At 40.6% G+C, this 17080-nt stretch carries 18 protein-coding genes; 17 read left to right on the top strand and 1 reads right to left on the bottom strand.

All coding sequences use genetic code 11. From position 1 onward, the window contains the following. Positions 1-12: 12 nt before the first annotated feature. The 15 genes from remA (at position 13) to spoVM (ending at position 14219) form a co-directional block, all read left to right on the top strand. Entirely contained in the window at positions 13-276 is a 264-nt protein-coding gene (remA, locus tag A5N88_RS08300) for an extracellular matrix/biofilm regulator RemA (protein WP_066264776.1), read from the top strand. An 11-nt stretch (positions 277-287) separates the two neighbouring features. Further along, positions 288-905: a guanylate kinase gene (gene gmk, locus A5N88_RS08295; RefSeq protein WP_066264774.1), complete on the top strand. Its 618-nt coding sequence runs from the start codon at positions 288-290 to the stop codon at positions 903-905. Next, a complete protein-coding gene (gene rpoZ, locus A5N88_RS08290) occupies positions 905-1111 on the top strand; it encodes a DNA-directed RNA polymerase subunit omega (RefSeq protein WP_066264772.1) in 207 nt (68 codons plus the stop codon). Before gmk ends, rpoZ begins: the two co-directional genes overlap by 1 nt. A gap of 117 nt (positions 1112-1228) precedes the next feature. Beyond that, complete coding sequence (coaBC, locus tag A5N88_RS08285) at positions 1229-2437, top strand: bifunctional phosphopantothenoylcysteine decarboxylase/phosphopantothenate--cysteine ligase CoaBC (protein ID WP_066264771.1); 1209 nt, start codon at positions 1229-1231, stop codon at positions 2435-2437. Then, positions 2434-4839 carry a primosomal protein N' gene (priA, locus tag A5N88_RS08280; protein WP_066264769.1) on the top strand — a complete coding sequence of 802 codons (2406 nt, stop codon included), beginning with the start codon at positions 2434-2436 and terminating at the stop codon, positions 4837-4839. The genes coaBC and priA overlap by 4 nt, the downstream gene beginning before the upstream one ends. Before the next feature lie 38 nt (positions 4840-4877). Continuing rightward, complete coding sequence (gene def, locus A5N88_RS08275) at positions 4878-5363, top strand: peptide deformylase (RefSeq protein WP_066264768.1); 486 nt, start codon at positions 4878-4880, stop codon at positions 5361-5363. Continuing rightward, entirely contained in the window at positions 5360-6316 is a 957-nt protein-coding gene (gene fmt, locus A5N88_RS08270) for a methionyl-tRNA formyltransferase (RefSeq protein WP_066264767.1), read from the top strand. Before def ends, fmt begins: the two co-directional genes overlap by 4 nt. After that, positions 6306-7643, top strand: a complete 1338-nt coding sequence (rsmB, locus tag A5N88_RS08265) for a 16S rRNA (cytosine(967)-C(5))-methyltransferase RsmB (RefSeq protein ID WP_066264765.1) — start codon at positions 6306-6308, stop codon at positions 7641-7643. The genes fmt and rsmB overlap by 11 nt, the downstream gene beginning before the upstream one ends. A 2-nt stretch (positions 7644-7645) precedes the next feature. Next, the gene (gene rlmN, locus A5N88_RS08260; RefSeq protein ID WP_066264764.1) at positions 7646-8740 is read left to right on the top strand and encodes a dual-specificity RNA methyltransferase RlmN; all 1095 of its coding nucleotides are present in this window, start codon (positions 7646-7648) and stop codon (positions 8738-8740) included. A gap of 5 nt (positions 8741-8745) precedes the next feature. Further along, positions 8746-9507: a Stp1/IreP family PP2C-type Ser/Thr phosphatase gene (locus A5N88_RS08255; RefSeq protein WP_066264763.1), complete on the top strand. Its 762-nt coding sequence runs from the start codon at positions 8746-8748 to the stop codon at positions 9505-9507. Next, positions 9501-11474 (top strand): Stk1 family PASTA domain-containing Ser/Thr kinase, encoded by a 1974-nt coding sequence (gene pknB / locus A5N88_RS08250; RefSeq protein ID WP_066264761.1) that lies wholly within the window; start codon positions 9501-9503, stop codon positions 11472-11474. Before A5N88_RS08255 ends, pknB begins: the two co-directional genes overlap by 7 nt. Before the next feature lie 21 nt (positions 11475-11495). Further along, a complete protein-coding gene (gene rsgA / locus A5N88_RS08245; protein ID WP_066264759.1) occupies positions 11496-12377 on the top strand; it encodes a ribosome small subunit-dependent GTPase A in 882 nt (293 codons plus the stop codon). Between the two features lie 2 nt (positions 12378-12379). Beyond that, positions 12380-13039 carry a ribulose-phosphate 3-epimerase gene (gene rpe / locus A5N88_RS08240; protein ID WP_066264752.1) on the top strand — a complete coding sequence of 220 codons (660 nt, stop codon included), beginning with the start codon at positions 12380-12382 and terminating at the stop codon, positions 13037-13039. A 249-nt stretch (positions 13040-13288) separates the two neighbouring features. Further along, the gene (locus tag A5N88_RS08235; RefSeq protein WP_066264750.1) at positions 13289-13939 is read left to right on the top strand and encodes a thiamine diphosphokinase; all 651 of its coding nucleotides are present in this window, start codon (positions 13289-13291) and stop codon (positions 13937-13939) included. Positions 13940-14138: 199 nt separating this feature from the next. Then, the gene (gene spoVM / locus A5N88_RS08230; protein WP_058002606.1) at positions 14139-14219 is read left to right on the top strand and encodes a stage V sporulation protein SpoVM; all 81 of its coding nucleotides are present in this window, start codon (positions 14139-14141) and stop codon (positions 14217-14219) included. A 352-nt stretch (positions 14220-14571) separates the two neighbouring features. Here the strand turns inward: spoVM and rpmB are convergent, their stop codons facing one another. Then, the gene (gene rpmB / locus A5N88_RS08225) at positions 14572-14760 is read right to left on the bottom strand and encodes a 50S ribosomal protein L28 (protein ID WP_066264748.1); all 189 of its coding nucleotides are present in this window, start codon (positions 14758-14760) and stop codon (positions 14572-14574) included. 225 nt (positions 14761-14985) lie between these two features. On the opposite strand from rpmB, the gene A5N88_RS08220 reads away from it, so the two are divergent. Next, positions 14986-15348, top strand: coding sequence for an Asp23/Gls24 family envelope stress response protein (locus tag A5N88_RS08220; protein WP_066264747.1), 363 nt, complete (start codon positions 14986-14988; stop codon positions 15346-15348). Between the two features lie 18 nt (positions 15349-15366). After that, on the top strand, positions 15367-17043 hold the full coding sequence (locus A5N88_RS08215; RefSeq protein ID WP_198160203.1) for a DAK2 domain-containing protein: 1677 nt from the start codon (positions 15367-15369) through the stop codon (positions 17041-17043). Positions 17044-17080 lie beyond the last annotated feature (37 nt).

Raw genomic sequence — 17080 nt, 5'->3', positions numbered from 1 at the left:
TGGGGGAGTAACATGTCTATTAAGCTTATCAATATAGGGTTTGGAAACATCGTGTCCGCCAATCGGATTATTTCGATTGTCAGTCCTGAATCTGCTCCAATTAAGCGGTTGATCCAGGATGCGCGGGACAGGGGCAGTCTCATTGACGCTACTTACGGAAGAAGAACCCGCGCTGTTTTGATTATGGACAATGACCATGTTATTTTATCTGCTGTTCAGCCTGAAACGGTGGCGCATCGGCTTAGCAGCAAAGAAGAAAATGGTGATGAAGGGTAGGATTTTTACAGATGAAAGAAAAAGGGTTGTTAATTGTACTTTCCGGGCCATCCGGTGTAGGGAAAGGAACAGTACGTAAAGAAATTTTTTCACATGAGGATACTCAGTTCGAATATTCTATTTCCATGACTACCCGCAGCCCAAGGATAGGAGAAGTGGATGGGGTTGATTACTTTTTTAAATCAAGGGAAGAATTTGAGGATTTAATCAGTAAAGGAAAATTATTGGAGTATGCTGAGTACGTAGGCAATTACTATGGGACGCCTGTTGATTATGTCAGGCAGACATTGGAGGATGGCAAGGACGTCTTCCTTGAAATTGAAGTGCAAGGGGCAAAACAGGTCAGGGAGAAATTTCCTGATGGATTATTCATCTTTTTGGCACCTCCAAGCCTTTCAGAGCTGCAGACACGCATTGCTACAAGAGGCACGGAAACGGATGAGCTTATATTAAATCGTATGACTGAAGCAAGAAGAGAAATTGAATTAATGGAGTTATATGATTATGTTGTAGAAAATGATAAAGTTGAAAAGGCCTGTGAAAAAATCAAGGCAATTGTGCAGGCTGAGCACTGTAGAAGAGAGCGGGTTGAACCCAAATACAAACAAATGCTGGAGGTAGAGAAATAATGTTATATCCTTCTATTGATAAATTATTGACTGTAATTGATTCTAAATATTCCCTTGTTACGGTTGCAGCAAAAAGAGCGCGCAATATGCAGGAACATGCGAAAAAAGGAATGAATCATTACGTTTCCCAAAAATATGTAGGAAAAGCGCTTGAGGAAATTAATGGCGGGGTGCTAAAGGTTACATCCGGTCAGGAACAAGAGTAAGTTTTGTATAACAACCTAGAAATAGGTTGTTATTTTCTTTTATCCTGAGGAAAAATCCATCATAATGAAATAAATGAAACTTACAATACATTTAGCTGTTAGATGGGAGAGAGTAAAATGCAAGGAAAAAAGATTTTATTGTGCGTGACGGGCGGAATTGCCGTATATAAGGCTGTTGCTTTAACAAGTAAGCTTGTACAGGCAGGAGCCGTAGTAAAAGTGATTATGAGTGAGTCCGCTAGAAAGTTTGTGACGCCTCTTTCTTTCCAGGCTCTTTCGCGAAATGATGTTTATACAGACACTTTTGAAGAAAAGCATCCAGAAGTGATTTCACATATAGACTTGGCTGATTGGGCGGATTTGATTTTAATTGCACCAGCTACTGCGAACATTATTGGAAAACTGGCAAATGGCATATCAGATGATATGATCTCCACTACCCTCCTGGCTGCCACTGCACCAGTATGGGTTGCTCCTGCAATGAATGTACACATGTATGATCATCCTGCAGTGAAAAGAAATATATCGATTCTTGCTGGTTATGGCTATCAATTTGTTGAACCGAGTGAGGGATTTCTCGCTTGCGGATATGTAGGAAAAGGAAGATTGGAGGAACCAGAAAAAATTGTTTCATTAATGGAAGATTATTTTCATCCAAGTAAAAAGGAACTAGCAGGAAAAACGATCCTTATTTCAGCTGGCCCTACCATTGAGAGAATTGATCCAGTAAGATATCTAACGAATCGATCAACCGGTAAAATGGGATTTGCTCTCGCGGAAGAGGCTTCCAAGCTAGGAGCTGAAGTCTTGCTGGTTTCGGGTGTGACTACCCTTCCTGTTCCAAAGGGAGTCAGCCTCTATCCGATTGAGAGTGCAGAGGATATGTATAAAACCATAATGGAGCTATATCCAAAAGCGGATGCAGTAATAAAAAGTGCTGCGGTAGCAGATTACCGTCCTGTAGAGATATCAGACAAGAAGCTTAAGAAAAAGGATGGCGAGCTTGTTATTCAGTTTGAAAGAACCCAAGATATTTTGTTTGAACTTGGCCAAAAAGCAGACAAGCCATTTCTTGTCGGATTTGCTGCAGAAACGGATCATGTAGCAGAGTATGCCTCAGGAAAATTAAAAAGGAAAAATGCAGATATGATTGTGGCCAACGACGTGAGTGCTGAAGGAGCAGGCTTTGCTGGAGATACAAACATTGTTACCATTTTTAGACGTGATGGATCCATTAAAGAACTGCCCTTGCTAAGTAAACATGATACTGCCAAAGAAGTCCTTCTGGAAATTGCTGAAAGCTTGAAAGAAGGAAGAAAAGAATGAACATTGCAAGTGTAATTGTGGATGTTCCAGCCATGCGGACGGATAAAACATTTGACTATCTGATTCCTGAAAAATGGCTTGGAAGCATTCAGCCCGGCATGAGGGTAGCTGTACCATTCGGTCCCCGTTCCATCCAGGGCTTTGTGATAGGCATTAAACAAGATACTGAAGTGAATAAGCTTAAAAGTATAATTGAGCCCCTGGATCTTACCCCTGTCCTGAATGAGGAGCTTTTAAGGCTGGGTGACTGGCTTACAGAAGAAACGCTTTGTTTGGCTATTTCGGCATATCAGGCTATGCTCCCTGCTGCGATGAAAGCAAAGTACGAAAAGATGTTTCGCCGTCTTGAAAAGGATTCTTCATCCCCTCTGGCTGAACTTTTCCATGGAAAAGAAGAAATGACTTGGAAGGAAGCCGAGGAAAGGGAGCTTCTTCTGACACTTCAAAAGGAAGTGAAAAAGGGAAACGCAGAGGTTGTTTATATTGTGAAAAATAAGGCAAACAAGAAAACAGTCCGTGTATTGGAACCTGTGCTGCCTCATGACCACCTCAAAGAAATAGCAGATGGACTTCCCAAAAATGCAGTAAAGCAAAAAGAAATCCTCCAGTACTTCCTGCATTCAAACGATAAAAGGATTACAGCCAAGGAGCTTTCCGATTCTCTCGGAACGGCTTCTTCTGTCATTCGTGGATTGGTCCAAAAAGGTTTTTTGAGGGAAATAAATGAGGAGGTTTACAGAGATCCTTACGAACACCATACGTTTTATAAAACAGAGGCCCTGCCGCTTACCACGGATCAGCAAAAAGCCATAAAGCCTATTTTAGAGTCTATTGACAGTGAAATAAGTGAAACCTTTCTTTTATATGGCGTTACCGGAAGCGGAAAAACGGAAATCTATCTCCAATCGATACAAAAAGTGCTGAATGAGGGGAAAGAAGCCATTGTGCTTGTTCCTGAAATTTCTTTAACCCCCCAAATGGTCCACCGCTTTAAAAGCCGGTTTGGAAGTGATGTGGCGGTCCTGCACAGCGGTTTATCAGTGGGGGAAAAATATGATGAATGGCGCAAGATAGAAAGAAAAGAAGCAAGAGTGGTGGTCGGGGCCAGATCGGCTATATTTGCCCCTTTGGAGAATATAGGAATTATTATTATAGATGAAGAGCATGAAAACAGCTATAAACAAGAGGAAAACCCGCGGTACCATGCCAGGGATGTCGCGATTCACAGAAGCATTACCCACCAATGCCCGGTTATACTGGGTAGTGCTACTCCTTCTCTCGAAACCTTTGCCAGAGCCCAAAAAGGAATATATACACTTTTAACCCTACCGAAAAGAATGAATAACCAGTCCCTCCCCAAGGTATCCATCATTGACATGCGGGAGGAACTTCGAAGCGGAAACCGGTCAATGTTTTCAACAGATTTATTTGACAAACTTCAGGACCGATTAGAAAAAAAGGAACAAACTGTGCTTTTTCTTAATAAAAGAGGACATTCTTCCTTTGTTATGTGCAGGGATTGCGGATATGTGCTTCAATGCCCTGATTGCGATATTTCGCTGACATACCATCGCCACTCCAACCAAATGAAATGCCATTATTGCGGGTACGAATGCTACGTTCCAAACACATGTCCTGAATGTAACAGTGATCACATCCGATACTTTGGAACAGGCACGCAAAAAGTCGAAGAGGAGCTGGGAAAACTATTGCCGCAGGCTCGAGTTATCCGGATGGATGTCGACACAACAAGCCGAAAAGGTGCCCATGAAAAACTATTAACCCAGTTTGAAGAAGGAAAAGCCGATATTTTGCTCGGTACTCAAATGATAGCAAAAGGCTTGGATTTTCCTAACATCACCTTAGTAGGTGTTCTCAGTGCAGATACGATGCTTCATCTTCCTGATTTCCGATCTTCAGAGAAGACGTTTCAACTGCTTACCCAGGTAAGCGGGAGAGCAGGAAGGCATGATAAAGAGGGAGAAGTAATCATTCAAACCTATTCTCCTGAGCACTACAGTATAGAGCTTGCAGGATTGCATGATTATGACTCTTTTTATCATAGAGAAATGCAAATGAGGAAGCTTGGATCCTATCCTCCTTTTTATTTCATGGCATTGGTTACTGTTTCACATGAAGATCTAACCAAAACCCTTGGTGTCACAGATAAAATCACGAAATTCATCCAAAAGCGTTTGAGCAGCCAGGCAGTCATTTTAGGGCCAGTTGCTTCACCAATCTCGCGGATCAAGAATAGATATCGATATCAATGTCTGATAAAATACAAACGGGAACCAGAATTACCCTCTGCTTTAAAGGCTGTGCTGGAGCATTTTCAGCAAAACAAGAATTCTGAAGGATTAACCATTTCGGTTGATGTCAATCCTTATATGATGATGTAATGAAAGAAAACCTATTTGAGTGAAAAGAGGGAATTTAAGTGGCTATACTGCCCATTGTAAAATATCCGGACAGTATTCTTGAGAAAGAATGCAAGCCGGTTACGCAATTTGATAAAAAGCTTAAAACATTAGTAAATGATATGTATGAAACCATGCTTGCTGCAGATGGAGTTGGACTTGCGGCACCTCAAATTGGTGTTGGCCAGCAAATTGCTGTAGTTGATATAGGAGAGGATATTGGCAGGCTGGATCTTATCAATCCTGTCATATTGAAAACCTCCGGAGAACAAACCGATGTAGAAGGATGCCTTAGCTTTCCAGGTTTATACGGAACCGTTTCCCGTCCTTATTATGTGAAGGTACAAGCCCAGGATGTGAAAGGCAGGACTTTTATAGTAGAAGCGGAAGACTATCTGGCCAGAGCTATTCAGCATGAAATCGATCATTTACATGGTATTTTATTTACTTCTCTTGTACTGAAATATATTAAGGAAGAAGATATAGAAGGGTTTGACAGCGAATGACAAAGATTGTTTTTATGGGGACACCTGATTTCTCCGTTCCAGTATTACAGAAACTAATAGAAGATGGATATGAAGTCATTGCGGCTGTCACACAGCCAGATCGTCCTGTGGGCCGCAAGAGAATCATGACTCCTCCTCCTGTAAAAGAAGAAGCTGTAAAAAGAGGGATACCTGTTTATCAGCCGGAAAAATTAAGGAAATCCGAGGAACTCAAGGAAATTATTGCACTTGGAGCAGATTTGATTGTAACGGCGGCATACGGCCAAATTCTTCCAAAAGAATTATTGGACGCACCTGCTCTTGGCTGTATCAACGTGCATGCATCCCTGCTCCCAGAGCTTAGAGGTGGGGCGCCGGTCCATTATGCGATCATGCAGGGTAAAGAAAAAACGGGAATTACCATTATGTACATGGTGGAAAAATTAGATGCAGGTAATATAATCAGTCAGGTGGAGGTTCCAATTGAAGAAGAGGACCATGTCGGGATTCTCTTTGAAAAATTAAGCATCGCCGGTGCAGAGCTTTTATCCAGAACATTGCCTGACATCATTAGTAGAAAAAATCAGTCGATTCCACAGGATGAAGAAAAAGCAACGTTTGCTTCTAATATAAAAAGAGAACAGGAGAAAATTGATTGGACGAAATCCGGAGAGGAAATCTATAATCATATCCGTGGACTACACCCATGGCCTGTAGCCTATACAACGTTAGGTGGTAGTACGCTGAAAGTTTGGTGGGGAGAAAAGTATGCCCTGTCCAGCCAGAAGGAACCTGGTGTGGTAACCCAGATCATGAAGGATGGGTTTATCGTGTCAACAGGAAATGGAACCGGCATAAAAATTACGGACCTCCAGCCGGCCGGAAAAAAAAGAATGACTGCAGAACAATTCTTAAATGGTACAGGTGCCGGACTGACAGCCGGTACTAAGCTGGGTGATATGGATGGCCAATAAAATAATGAATGTAAGAGAAGCGGCTCTTGAGGTAATACAGGCTGTTGAAAAAAATCAGTCATACAGTAATCTGCTTTTAAATCATGTAATTGAAACCTCCCGTCTGTCAAGCCCTGATAAAGGCTTGCTGACAGAAATTACCTATGGAACTTTGCAAAGAAAATATACCCTTGATTATTTTTTAAAGCCATTTTTGAAAAAGAAAGTGGAAAGCTGGGTACAAAATTTATTACGCCTATCTCTTTACCAGATGATATACTTAGATAAAATTCCTGATCGTGCCGTTTTATTTGAAGCAGTAGAAATAGCTAAAAAACGCGGGCATAGGGGAATTTCCGGAATGGTAAATGGCGTTTTAAGGGCTGTCCAAAGAGAAGGGGTACGTTCTCTTGATTTAATCAAGGATCCAGTTGAAAGACTTTCGATTGAGACAAGCCATCCATTATGGATGGTAAAAAGATGGACATCGCAGTTTGGTTTCGAAAAGACGAAGAAAATGTGTGAAGCCAATCTCCTTGCGCCTTTGCAAACTGCAAGGGTCAATTTAACCAGGACAACACGTGAAGAAGCTCTTGAGCTGCTTACGGAGGAAGGTTACCAGGTTCAAGGGAGTGTTTTCATTCCGGAAGCAATTCAATCTCTTAAAGGCAATCTTGCCCATTCACAAGCATTTAAAAATGGGTTAATCACAATTCAGGATGAAAGCTCCATGATGGTTGCTTATGCTTTAAATATTTTACCGGGACAGCATATACTTGATTGCTGTGCTGCCCCTGGCGGAAAAACGGCTCATATTGCTGAAAAGCTGAATAAAACTGGCGATGTGACAGCTCTTGATTTACATGAACATAAAGTTAAACTCATACAGGAAAATGCATCCCGTTTAGGGTTGGATAACATAAATGCAATGGCTTTAGACAGCCGGAAGGCAGGGGAGTGCTTTAAAGAAAACTCCTTTGACCGCGTTTTAGTAGACGCACCATGCTCAGGCCTTGGAGTATTGAGAAGAAAGCCTGATATAAAATATCGGAAAAGCTTAGAGGATATGGAACAGCTTCAAAAGATTCAGCAGGAAATCCTGCACCAGGCAGCAAAACTGCTGAAAGAAAACGGCTTGATGGTTTACAGTACCTGTACAGTTGATAAACTGGAAAATGAAAGTACTGTAGAGGCATTTCTTGATAAACACGAGGACTTTGAGCTTTATTCATTAAATGTTCCTGAACCAATCAAACCATTTGTCAAACAAAACATGCTTCAAATCTTCCCTCAGGATTTTGGAGGAGACGGATTTTTCATAGCATGCTTTAGAAAGAAGGGTAATTAACAATGGAAGAAACAAAAGTAACAAAAAGAAAGAAAGTAAATGAACAACCGGCTATTTCCTCTATCTATTCTTTGAGTCTGGATGAGCTGAAGCAATGGCTGACCGAGAATGGGGAAAAAAGCTTTAGAGCCGCTCAAATTTATGATTGGCTTTATCAAAAAAGAGCAACAAGCTTTGATGACATGAGCAATTTATCCAAGCAGCTGCGAGATAAATTAAATAATAGTTTTACTATTACGACGTTAAATACCATTATCCAGCAAACATCAGCCGACGGAACGATGAAGTTTTTGTTTGAGCTTCATGACGGTTATTCTATTGAAACAGTTTTAATGAGGCATGAATATGGTAATTCTATATGTGTAACTACACAAGTAGGCTGCAGAATTGGCTGTACTTTCTGTGCTTCTACCTTAGGCGGGCTTAAAAGGCATCTGCAGGCTGGAGAAATTGTTGCACAGGTTGTAAAGGTACAGCAGGCACTGGATGAATTAAATGAACGTGTGAGCTCTATTGTTGTAATGGGAATTGGCGAGCCTTTCGACAACTATGACCAGCTTATGAAATTTTTGCGCATTGTAAACAGCAAGGATGCATTAAATATTGGAGCGCGCCATATTACAGTATCAACTAGTGGAATTGTACCAAAAATTTATACATTTGCAGATGAAGATATTCAAATTAACTTTGCGATATCTCTTCATGCACCCAATTCAGAGCTTCGCTCAAAATTAATGCCGATTAACAGGGCATACAAACTGCCTGATTTAATTGAAGCAGTAAAATATTATAATGAAAAAACAGGCAGACGCGTTACTTTTGAATATGGTTTGTTTGGAAATGTAAACGACCAGGTAGAGCATGCTGAAGAGCTTGCAAGGTTAATAAAAGACTTGAAATGCCATGTGAATTTAATTCCGGTAAATTATGTACCGGAGCGCGACTATGTACGTACACCTAAGAGCCAAATCTTCAAATTTGAAAAAACCCTCAAAGAACGGGGCGTAAACGTTACGATCAGACGGGAGCAGGGATCCGATATTGATGCTGCCTGCGGACAGCTCCGTGCGAAGGAACGCAAAGAAGAAACGAGGTGACGTCTATGGAGTCTGTTTTTAAAACAGACATCGGAAAAGTTCGTCAGCATAATGAGGACAGCGGCGGAATTTTCACCAGTAAAAAGGGTGACCGGCTTGCCATTGTAGCAGATGGCATGGGCGGTCACAATGCTGGCGATGTTGCAAGTGAGATGACAGTGAAATTATTTAAAGATCGCTTTGAAAACACAGAGGAAATGCAGAGTCCTGAACAAGCTGAAAATTGGCTGAAAGATAAAATCTCTGAAATTAATCAGGCTGTTTACCTGCATGCACAAAATCATAAAGAGTGTGAAGGGATGGGAACAACGGTTGTTGCGGCAGTTTGTACCGATCATTTCACGACCATTGCCAATATAGGTGACAGCCGTTGTTATATTCTAAATGAAAATGGATTTAAACAGCTCACAGATGATCATACTTTAGTGAACGAACTAGTTAAAACGGGACAGATCACAAAAGAAGATGCCGAGCATCATCCCAGAAAAAATCTTATTTTAAAAGCGCTTGGAACAGAAGACAGCATTCGAGCTGATTTCCTTACGATTATCCATGAAGAAGGAGATTATCTTTTGCTTTGTTCAGATGGGCTTTCTAATAAGGTATCAGAGCAATCCATGCAGAAAATCCTGTTAGAGGAAATGCCCCTTTCGGAAAAGGCCGATAAATTGATTACAATGGCCAACCAAAATGGCGGGGAAGATAATATAACGCTTATCATCATTCAATTTGCTCCGAATAATGAAAGCGGGTGTAATGAATGCTGATTGGCAGACGTGTAAATGACCGCTATAAGATTCTTAGAATGATTGGCGGCGGCGGAATGGCAAAGGTTTACCTTGCCAGAGACATGATTTTGGACAGGGATGTTGCGGTAAAGATTCTGCGCTTAGATTTTGCAAATGAACCGGAATTTATTCATCGTTTTCAAAGAGAAGCCCAATCTGCTACAAGCCTGGTTCATCCTAATATCGTAAGTGTATACGATGTTGGAGAAGAAGATGACATATACTACATTGTAATGGAATACGTAGAAGGGATGACTTTAAAGCAATACATACAACAGCATTACCCTATTTCAGTTGAAAAATCCTTGGATATTATGGGACAGCTTGCTTCAGCTATTTCACATGCCCACCATAATCACATTATCCATCGGGATATAAAGCCGCATAACATTTTGCTGGACCACAGCGGCAATGTAAAAATCACTGATTTTGGGATAGCGATGGCACTAACTTCTACTTCAATTACCCAAACCAATTCTGTTCTTGGTTCAGTCCATTATTTATCTCCTGAACAGGCGCGTGGAGGTATGGCTACAAGAAAATCGGATATTTACTCACTCGGAATCGTTATGTTCGAATTATTGACAGGCAGACTCCCTTTTTCTGGCGAATCTGCAGTTGCAATCGCTCTAAAACATTTGCAAACAGAAACTCCTTCTCCAAAAAGATGGAATTCAAGCATTCCTCAAAGTGTGGAGAACATAATTTTAAAATCAACTGCCAAAGATCCTTTCATGAGGTATGATTCAGTTGAAGAAATGGCAGAAGACATACATACTGCCCTTGATCCGGAACGCATTAATGAAAACAAGTTTGAGATCCCTGCTGATGATGAGGTGACAAAAGCAGTCCCTATTATAACTGGCTCACTTGAAGGCTCGGATAAGGATGCAACACTCGTACATTCAAAGGCTGAAATGAACGAGTCAAATAAGAACTTCCCCCATGATCAGAATGGGAAGGATAAAAAGAAAAAACGGCGGAAATGGCCCTGGGTTTTACTTATCATCCTTTTGCTGTTTCTTATCGCGGGTGTTTTGGGAGCAGTTCTGGTTCCAAAAATGATGAGTCCAAAGTCAGTTGCCGTTCCTGATGTTGCAAACGATAGTTTAAAAGATGCTATGACATCTATTGTTTCCTCAGGTCTTAAGGTCGGTGATACGATTAATGCACCTAATAATAGCGTTGATAACGGACACGTTATAAAAACCGACCCCGCATCAGGTTCGTCGGTTAGTGATGGTACTTCCGTTGATCTGTATGTCAGTACTGGTAAAGAAAAAACGGAGCTGTCGGATTATACCGGGAGGTCGTATGATGATATTGTCAATCTCCTGAAACCCTTGAATTTTAAAAGTATTAATGAAAATGAAACAACAGATGATGCACCGGCAGGAACCATCATCTCCCAAACACCAGCTGCAGGTCAAGAGGTAGTTCCTGGAGATACTGATTTGACTTTTACCGTCAGCAAGGGGCCTGAAAAAATTCCTGTGGCTGATTTAAGCGACTATACGGCTAAAGATTTAAGTGATTATTCACAGTCAACAGGTCTGTTAATTAATATGACTGCGGAGGAAAATTCCGATACAGTAAAAGAGGGCCATGTGATTTCTCAGGATCCAAAAGCAGGTACTCAGCTTGAAAAGGGAGATACTGTTCAAGTAGTGATGTCTAAAGGTCCTAAGGAACTGCCGCCTAAAACAGTTGATAAGGAAATTACCATTCCTTATGAGCCTACTAAACAGGGGGAGCCTCAGGAAGTCCAAATTTTTATAGAAGATATGAACAATGATATTTCTGAACCGTATGAGACGTTTCAAATCACCAGCACGACGACTAAAAAATTGCAGCTTACAGTAGAACAAGGAAAAAAAGCGTATTATAAGGTGATGAGGGATAACACGGTTATTGCCGGAGAAACGGTAAATTATCCTGACAGCTAAAAATTTTAGAGGAGTGAACCAATGCCGGAAGGAAAAATAATTAAAGCACTGAGCGGATTTTACTACGTTTTGGATAACGAAAAAGTTATACAATGCAGAGGCAGAGGTGTTTTTAGAAAAAATAAAATTACCCCCTTGGTCGGAGATTACGTTGTTTACCAGGCTGATAACGATCGTGAGGGTTATTTGATGGAAATAAAGGAGAGAACGAATGAACTCGTACGTCCTCCGATAGCCAATGTAGATCAGGCCATTCTCGTTTTTTCTGCAAAAGAACCTGATTTCAGCACCTCTTTGCTTGACCGTTTTTTAGTCATAGTAGAATCTAATAATATTGAGCCGATTATATGCATTTCCAAATTGGATCTCCTAACCGAAGAAGAAAAAGCAGATTTAGAGAAAAAAGCAAGGGATTATGAGATAATAGGATACCAGGTGGTTCGGACATCAGCAAAAACAGATGCAGGAATGAAGGATATCCTGCCTTTGCTAAAAGGTATGACAAGCGTGGTGGCAGGGCAATCCGGTGTTGGGAAATCGTCAATGCTGAATGCGTTAAATACAAATCTTCAGTTGAAGACAAGCATGATTTCCTCTCATTTAGGAAGAGGAAAGCATACCACTAGGCATGTAGAGTTAATTGAGGTTGCGGATGGCCTGGTTGCGGACACACCTGGTTTCAGCGCACTTGAACTCGATTCTCTAGAAGCTGATCAACTGGGAGACTGTTTCCCAGAGATGGTAAAAAGGAGCTCAGAATGCAAGTTTCGCGGATGCCTCCATTTAAACGAACCCAAGTGTGCTGTGAAGGCAGCAGTTGAAGGCGGAGAGATTCCAGATTATCGATATGAACATTATTTACAATTCCTTCAAGAAATTAAAGACAGAAAGCCGAGGTATTAAAAATGGTGAAAATTGCACCTTCTATTCTTTCAGCCGATTTTGCAAAACTGGCAGAAGAAATTAAAGACGTAGAAAAAGGCGGAGCGGATTATATCCATGTAGATGTGATGGATGGCCATTTTGTTCCTAATATTACAATTGGTTCCCTTGTTGTGGAAGCAATTCGCCCGGTGACAGATCTTCCGCTTGATGTCCATCTAATGGTGGAAAATCCGGATCCGCATATTGAAGTATTTGCAAAAGCCGGTGCAGACTATTTATCTGTTCATGCTGAAGCATGTACGCATTTGCATAGAACGATTCAACTGATACGTTCACATGGTGTGAAAGCAGGAGTGGTGCTTAATCCTGCCACTCCAGTCGAAATGATTAAGCATGTCATTCAGGATGTAGATTTGGTTTTATTAATGACTGTTAATCCTGGCTTTGGGGGACAAGCTTTTATTGATTCGGTTGTCCCTAAAATAGCAGAGGTTAAAGCCTTGGCTGATGAAAAAGGACTTTCCATTGAAATTGAAGTAGATGGAGGAATCAACGCTGAAACAGCAAGAATTTGTACAGAAGCGGGCGCGAATGTCCTGGTTGCGGGCTCTGCCATTTACGGGCAAAAAGACCGAGGGGCAGCCATTCAAACGATTCGCAATGGTGCAATGAACAAATAATGCATTGTATAGGCGGCTGGCGATATGTGCCAGCCTCTTTTTTCATTCTGTCAGGCTCCTTTCGTAAACTTTGTTGCTATTGGACACAAAAATATCATTTTTTATATATTTAGTATAAAAACGTGTGAACAGCACACGAAAAGATGCCACGAAGACAGACAAAACACGGAATAATCCTTTGTACGTGAAACAACAATCTATGTGAAAACAGCTTTCTGTTATATATTAATTACTGGGCAGGTGCTTTAATTGACAGATATCCATATCATAGCGGGCGGTCCCGAACAATATTTGCCTGATTTAACACGTTTCCAGCGAAATAATGTCATTTGGGTTGGAGTTGACAGAGGTGTTCTGCACTTAATTTCTGCAGGTATTGAGCCGGAAATGGCTTTTGGGGATTTTGATTCAGTGTCAGATGAGGAGCGCATGCTGATTTCTGCTAAATGTAATCGAATAAAACAATATAAGCCTGAAAAAGACGAGACCGATTTGGAGCTGGCCCTGGATTGGGCAATTCAACAAAATTCATCCTGTATACGGATCTTTGCTGCAACCGGGGGCCGTGCTGACCATTATTTTGCAAATGTGCTGCTTTTAACAAGGCAAAATGTCTTATCTTCTCATGTACAAATTAGTATTATTGACAAACAAAATCAAATTGCAGCATATGTACCTGGAGAGTATTCTATTTCCCTTATGCCCGATAGAAAGTATCTTTCGTTTATACCCATTTCCTCAAGGGTTGAGGGGCTGACTTTGAAGGGATTTAAATACCCACTGGAAAATAAACAAATTACAAGGGGTACTTCTCTGTGCATAAGTAATGAACTAATTCAAGATTCAGGTACTTTTTCTTTTTCAAAAGGCATATTATTGATGGTAAGAAGTCAAGATTAAATTAGCAGACGCCTATTTTTCATTTAATGTGCTCTCTCTCCATTGGGGATGAATATAATGGATTGAAAGAAATATAGGCTGCTGATGTTCATTTATTTTCATTTCATTCTATGCAAGCCCTGCTAATGGCTCGTTTTGCTTGAATATGATACCAAGCAAAGGAGTTGAGTAGTTTTTAGATTGATGAGGAGGGAAATTAATGAAATTTTATACCATTAAATTGCCTAAATTCCTGGGTGGAATTGTACGTGCTATGCTGGGGACATTCAAAAAAGAATAGTGAAACTGATGCTTTAAAGCACCCGATTGGGTGCTTTTATTTTGCAACAGAATGAATAAAATTTTACTTTAAATAAGGCTTTGTTAAACGACACTGTTGTTTTTTGGCTCATTCGTATGAAACGTTCCTTTCTTTACTGTAACCTTTCAGCACAGCTGAAAGGTTACAGTAAAGAAAGGAACGAAAAAACGAGCAGTTATCAACATTGAAATTTAACACAGCTTTAAATAAAGTTTTACCAAATTAGTCTCTGTATAGCTTTAGCGCCTATCGGCTAGTGGATATTAATATCAGCTATGTATGAATACAAGCAAAAAAAGCATCCACTTAAATGGATACTTTTTCCCGATTATTATACACGTTCAACTTTACCCGATTTTAAAGCTCTTGCAGAAACCCAGACACGCTTAGGCTTACCGTCTACAAGAATGCGAACTTTTTGAAGGTTTGCTCCCCAAGTACGCTTGTTAGCGTTCATCGCGTGGGAACGAGAATTACCTGAACGAGTTTTACGGCCAGTAATTACGCATTGTTTTGGCATTTAAGTTTCCCTCCTCGCCTATGAAGTTGAAATATCCGTTGTTTCATTACTTCACATTTTCATCATTAAAGATACCTTAATAATTTATCATACAACCTTTTAGAATGCAATACTTCAATAGCTATTTGGCAATTGTTTAGATTCTCTTTTAAAAAAATTGGTATTATAGTAAAATGACGATAGCTAGTCAGAATTCCGTATTATAGCGGTAAGGGGGAACGGAAAATGTCCATTGAAATGAAAACAACTTATGGTCAAATCGATATATCAAATGATGTAATTGCCACTATTGCCGGCGGTGCAGCTGTTGATTGCTATGGCATTGTGGGGATGGCTTCAAAAAGCCAGATTAAAGACGGGATAACCGACATTTTACGTAAAGAAAATTTCTCTCGGGGTGTCATTGTTCGCCAGGAAAACGATGAAGTCCATATCGATATGTATATTATTGTGGGGTATGGAACGAAGATATCTGAAATAGCTCATAATGTTCAATCAAAGGTGAAATACACTTTGGATAAGACCATTGGTTTATCTGTTGAATCAATAAATATCTACGTTCAAGGAGTTCGTGTAACGAACCCCTAGTTAAGGAGGAAATCATTCGTGGTTATGACATCATTAGATGGAAAACGATTCGCCGAAATGGTGATTAAAGGTGCCAATAACCTGTCGGCCAATGCAAAAACGGTAGATGCCCTTAATGTTTTTCCCGTTCCGGATGGCGATACTGGGACAAACATGAATTTAACCATGACTTCAGGTGCGAAAGAAGTCCAAAAAAATGTTCAGGAACACATTGGCGCTGTAGCGCTTTCGCTGTCAAAAGGATTATTAATGGGGGCACGGGGCAACTCGGGTGTTATCCTATCGCAGATCTTCAGAGGATTTGCGAAAGCAATTGAAACGAAGTCTTCCATCTCAAGCATCGAATTTGCATCTGCGTATGAATCAGGTGTAGAAACTGCCTATAAGGCTGTTATGAAACCGGTAGAGGGAACGATTTTGACAGTTGCTAAGGATTCAGCCAAAAAAGGAGTTCAGGAATCTAAAAAGCAGTCCGACATTGTGTCCCTTATGGAACTGATTGTGAAAGAAGCCAATGCTTCATTGAATAGAACACCAGATTTATTGCCTGTTTTAAAAGAAGTGGGTGTAGTCGATAGCGGTGGGCAGGGACTTGTTTATATTTTAGAGGGATTTTTAGCTGAATTAAAGGGGACGGCCCTTTCGGATTCAGCATATCAAATGCCTAAAATGGATGAGCTTGTCAATGCCGAACATCATAAAAACGTCCAGGGCTTTATGAAAACGGAAGATATTAAATTCGGTTACTGTACCGAATTCATGGTGAAATTTGAAAAAGAAAAATTAAAAGGTAATTCTTTTAATGAAGAAAGCTTCCGTAACGACCTAAGTCAATACGGTGACTCCTTATTGGTCATTTCGGATGATGAACTTGCAAAAGTTCATATTCATTCTGAAGAACCTGGCAAAGTGCTTACCTATGGGCAGCAGTATGGCAGTCTTATCAATATGAAAATTGAAAACATGAGGCAGCAGCATACTAATATTGTGGGTGAAACCCATAACCAGCTTGAGGAACAGCCTTCCAGTAAAAAAGAACAGGAATATGGCATCGTAACCGTAACAATGGGCCAGGGAGTAGCTGAGCTTTTTAAAAGCATTGGAGCTGACGTGGTCATTGAAGGCGGTCAAACGATGAATCCAAGCACAGAAAATATTGTGAATGCTATCGAAAAGACCAATGCCAAGAAAGTAATTGTTTTGCCTAACAATAAAAATATTATTATGGCGGCAGAACAGGCAGCTGAAGTGTCCAGCAAAGATGTGATCGTGATTCCGTCCAAAACGGTTCCTCAGGGGATGTCTGCCATGCTTGCCTTTAATCCGCAAAGCTCCTTTGAAGTGAATAATGAAGCAATGAATGAAGCCTTGGGAAAGGTGAAATCCGGTCAGGTTACGTACGCTGTGCGTGAAACAACAATAGACGGAATTGCCATTTCCAAGGGCGATTATATGGGGATTCAAGAGGGGAAAATTGTTTGTACAAATCTTGATTTAATCACCGTTTCTCAGGAATTATTGCAAAAAATGCTTGATGAGGACACCGAAATATTGACTATTTTATACGGGGAAGGCGTTACAAGTGAGCAAGTGAAAACCCTTCAGGGCTTTATAAGTGAACAATATGAAGATGTTGAAATTGAAATTCATGACGGAAAACAGCCGTTGTATTCATTCATTTTTGCGGTTGAATAACGAAAAGCGAAAAGCGCCTGGTTATCGGCGACCAGCA

It is taken from the genome of Heyndrickxia acidicola, from assembly GCF_001636425.1.
In the GTDB taxonomy this organism is placed as follows: Bacteria; Bacillota; Bacilli; order Bacillales; family Bacillaceae_C; genus Bacillus_AE; species Bacillus_AE acidicola.
The sequence above is the reverse complement of the archived record's forward strand: the minus strand, read 5'-3'. Positions and strand labels throughout refer to the sequence as shown.

Excerpts from the sequence above, each read along its gene's own strand:
- remA (WP_066264776.1), top strand. The coding sequence starts at position 13 with ATGTCTATTAAGCTTATCAATATAGGGTTTGGAAACATCGTGTCCGCC.
- gmk (WP_066264774.1), top strand. The coding sequence starts at position 288 with ATGAAAGAAAAAGGGTTGTTAATTGTACTTTCCGGGCCATCCGGTGTA.
- rpoZ (WP_066264772.1), top strand. The coding sequence starts at position 905 with ATGTTATATCCTTCTATTGATAAATTATTGACTGTAATTGATTCTAAA.
- coaBC (WP_066264771.1), top strand. The coding sequence starts at position 1,229 with ATGCAAGGAAAAAAGATTTTATTGTGCGTGACGGGCGGAATTGCCGTA.
- priA (WP_066264769.1), top strand. The coding sequence starts at position 2,434 with ATGAACATTGCAAGTGTAATTGTGGATGTTCCAGCCATGCGGACGGAT.
- fmt (WP_066264767.1), top strand. The coding sequence starts at position 5,360 with ATGACAAAGATTGTTTTTATGGGGACACCTGATTTCTCCGTTCCAGTA.
- rsmB (WP_066264765.1), top strand. The coding sequence starts at position 6,306 with ATGGCCAATAAAATAATGAATGTAAGAGAAGCGGCTCTTGAGGTAATA.
- rlmN (WP_066264764.1), top strand. The coding sequence starts at position 7,646 with ATGGAAGAAACAAAAGTAACAAAAAGAAAGAAAGTAAATGAACAACCG.
- A5N88_RS08255 (WP_066264763.1), top strand. The coding sequence starts at position 8,746 with ATGGAGTCTGTTTTTAAAACAGACATCGGAAAAGTTCGTCAGCATAAT.
- pknB (WP_066264761.1), top strand. The coding sequence starts at position 9,501 with ATGCTGATTGGCAGACGTGTAAATGACCGCTATAAGATTCTTAGAATG.
- rsgA (WP_066264759.1), top strand. The coding sequence starts at position 11,496 with ATGCCGGAAGGAAAAATAATTAAAGCACTGAGCGGATTTTACTACGTT.
- rpe (WP_066264752.1), top strand. The coding sequence starts at position 12,380 with ATGGTGAAAATTGCACCTTCTATTCTTTCAGCCGATTTTGCAAAACTG.
- spoVM (WP_058002606.1), top strand. The coding sequence starts at position 14,139 with ATGAAATTTTATACCATTAAATTGCCTAAATTCCTGGGTGGAATTGTA.
- rpmB (WP_066264748.1), bottom strand. The coding sequence starts at position 14,760 with ATGCCAAAACAATGCGTAATTACTGGCCGTAAAACTCGTTCAGGTAAT.
- A5N88_RS08220 (WP_066264747.1), top strand. The coding sequence starts at position 14,986 with ATGTCCATTGAAATGAAAACAACTTATGGTCAAATCGATATATCAAAT.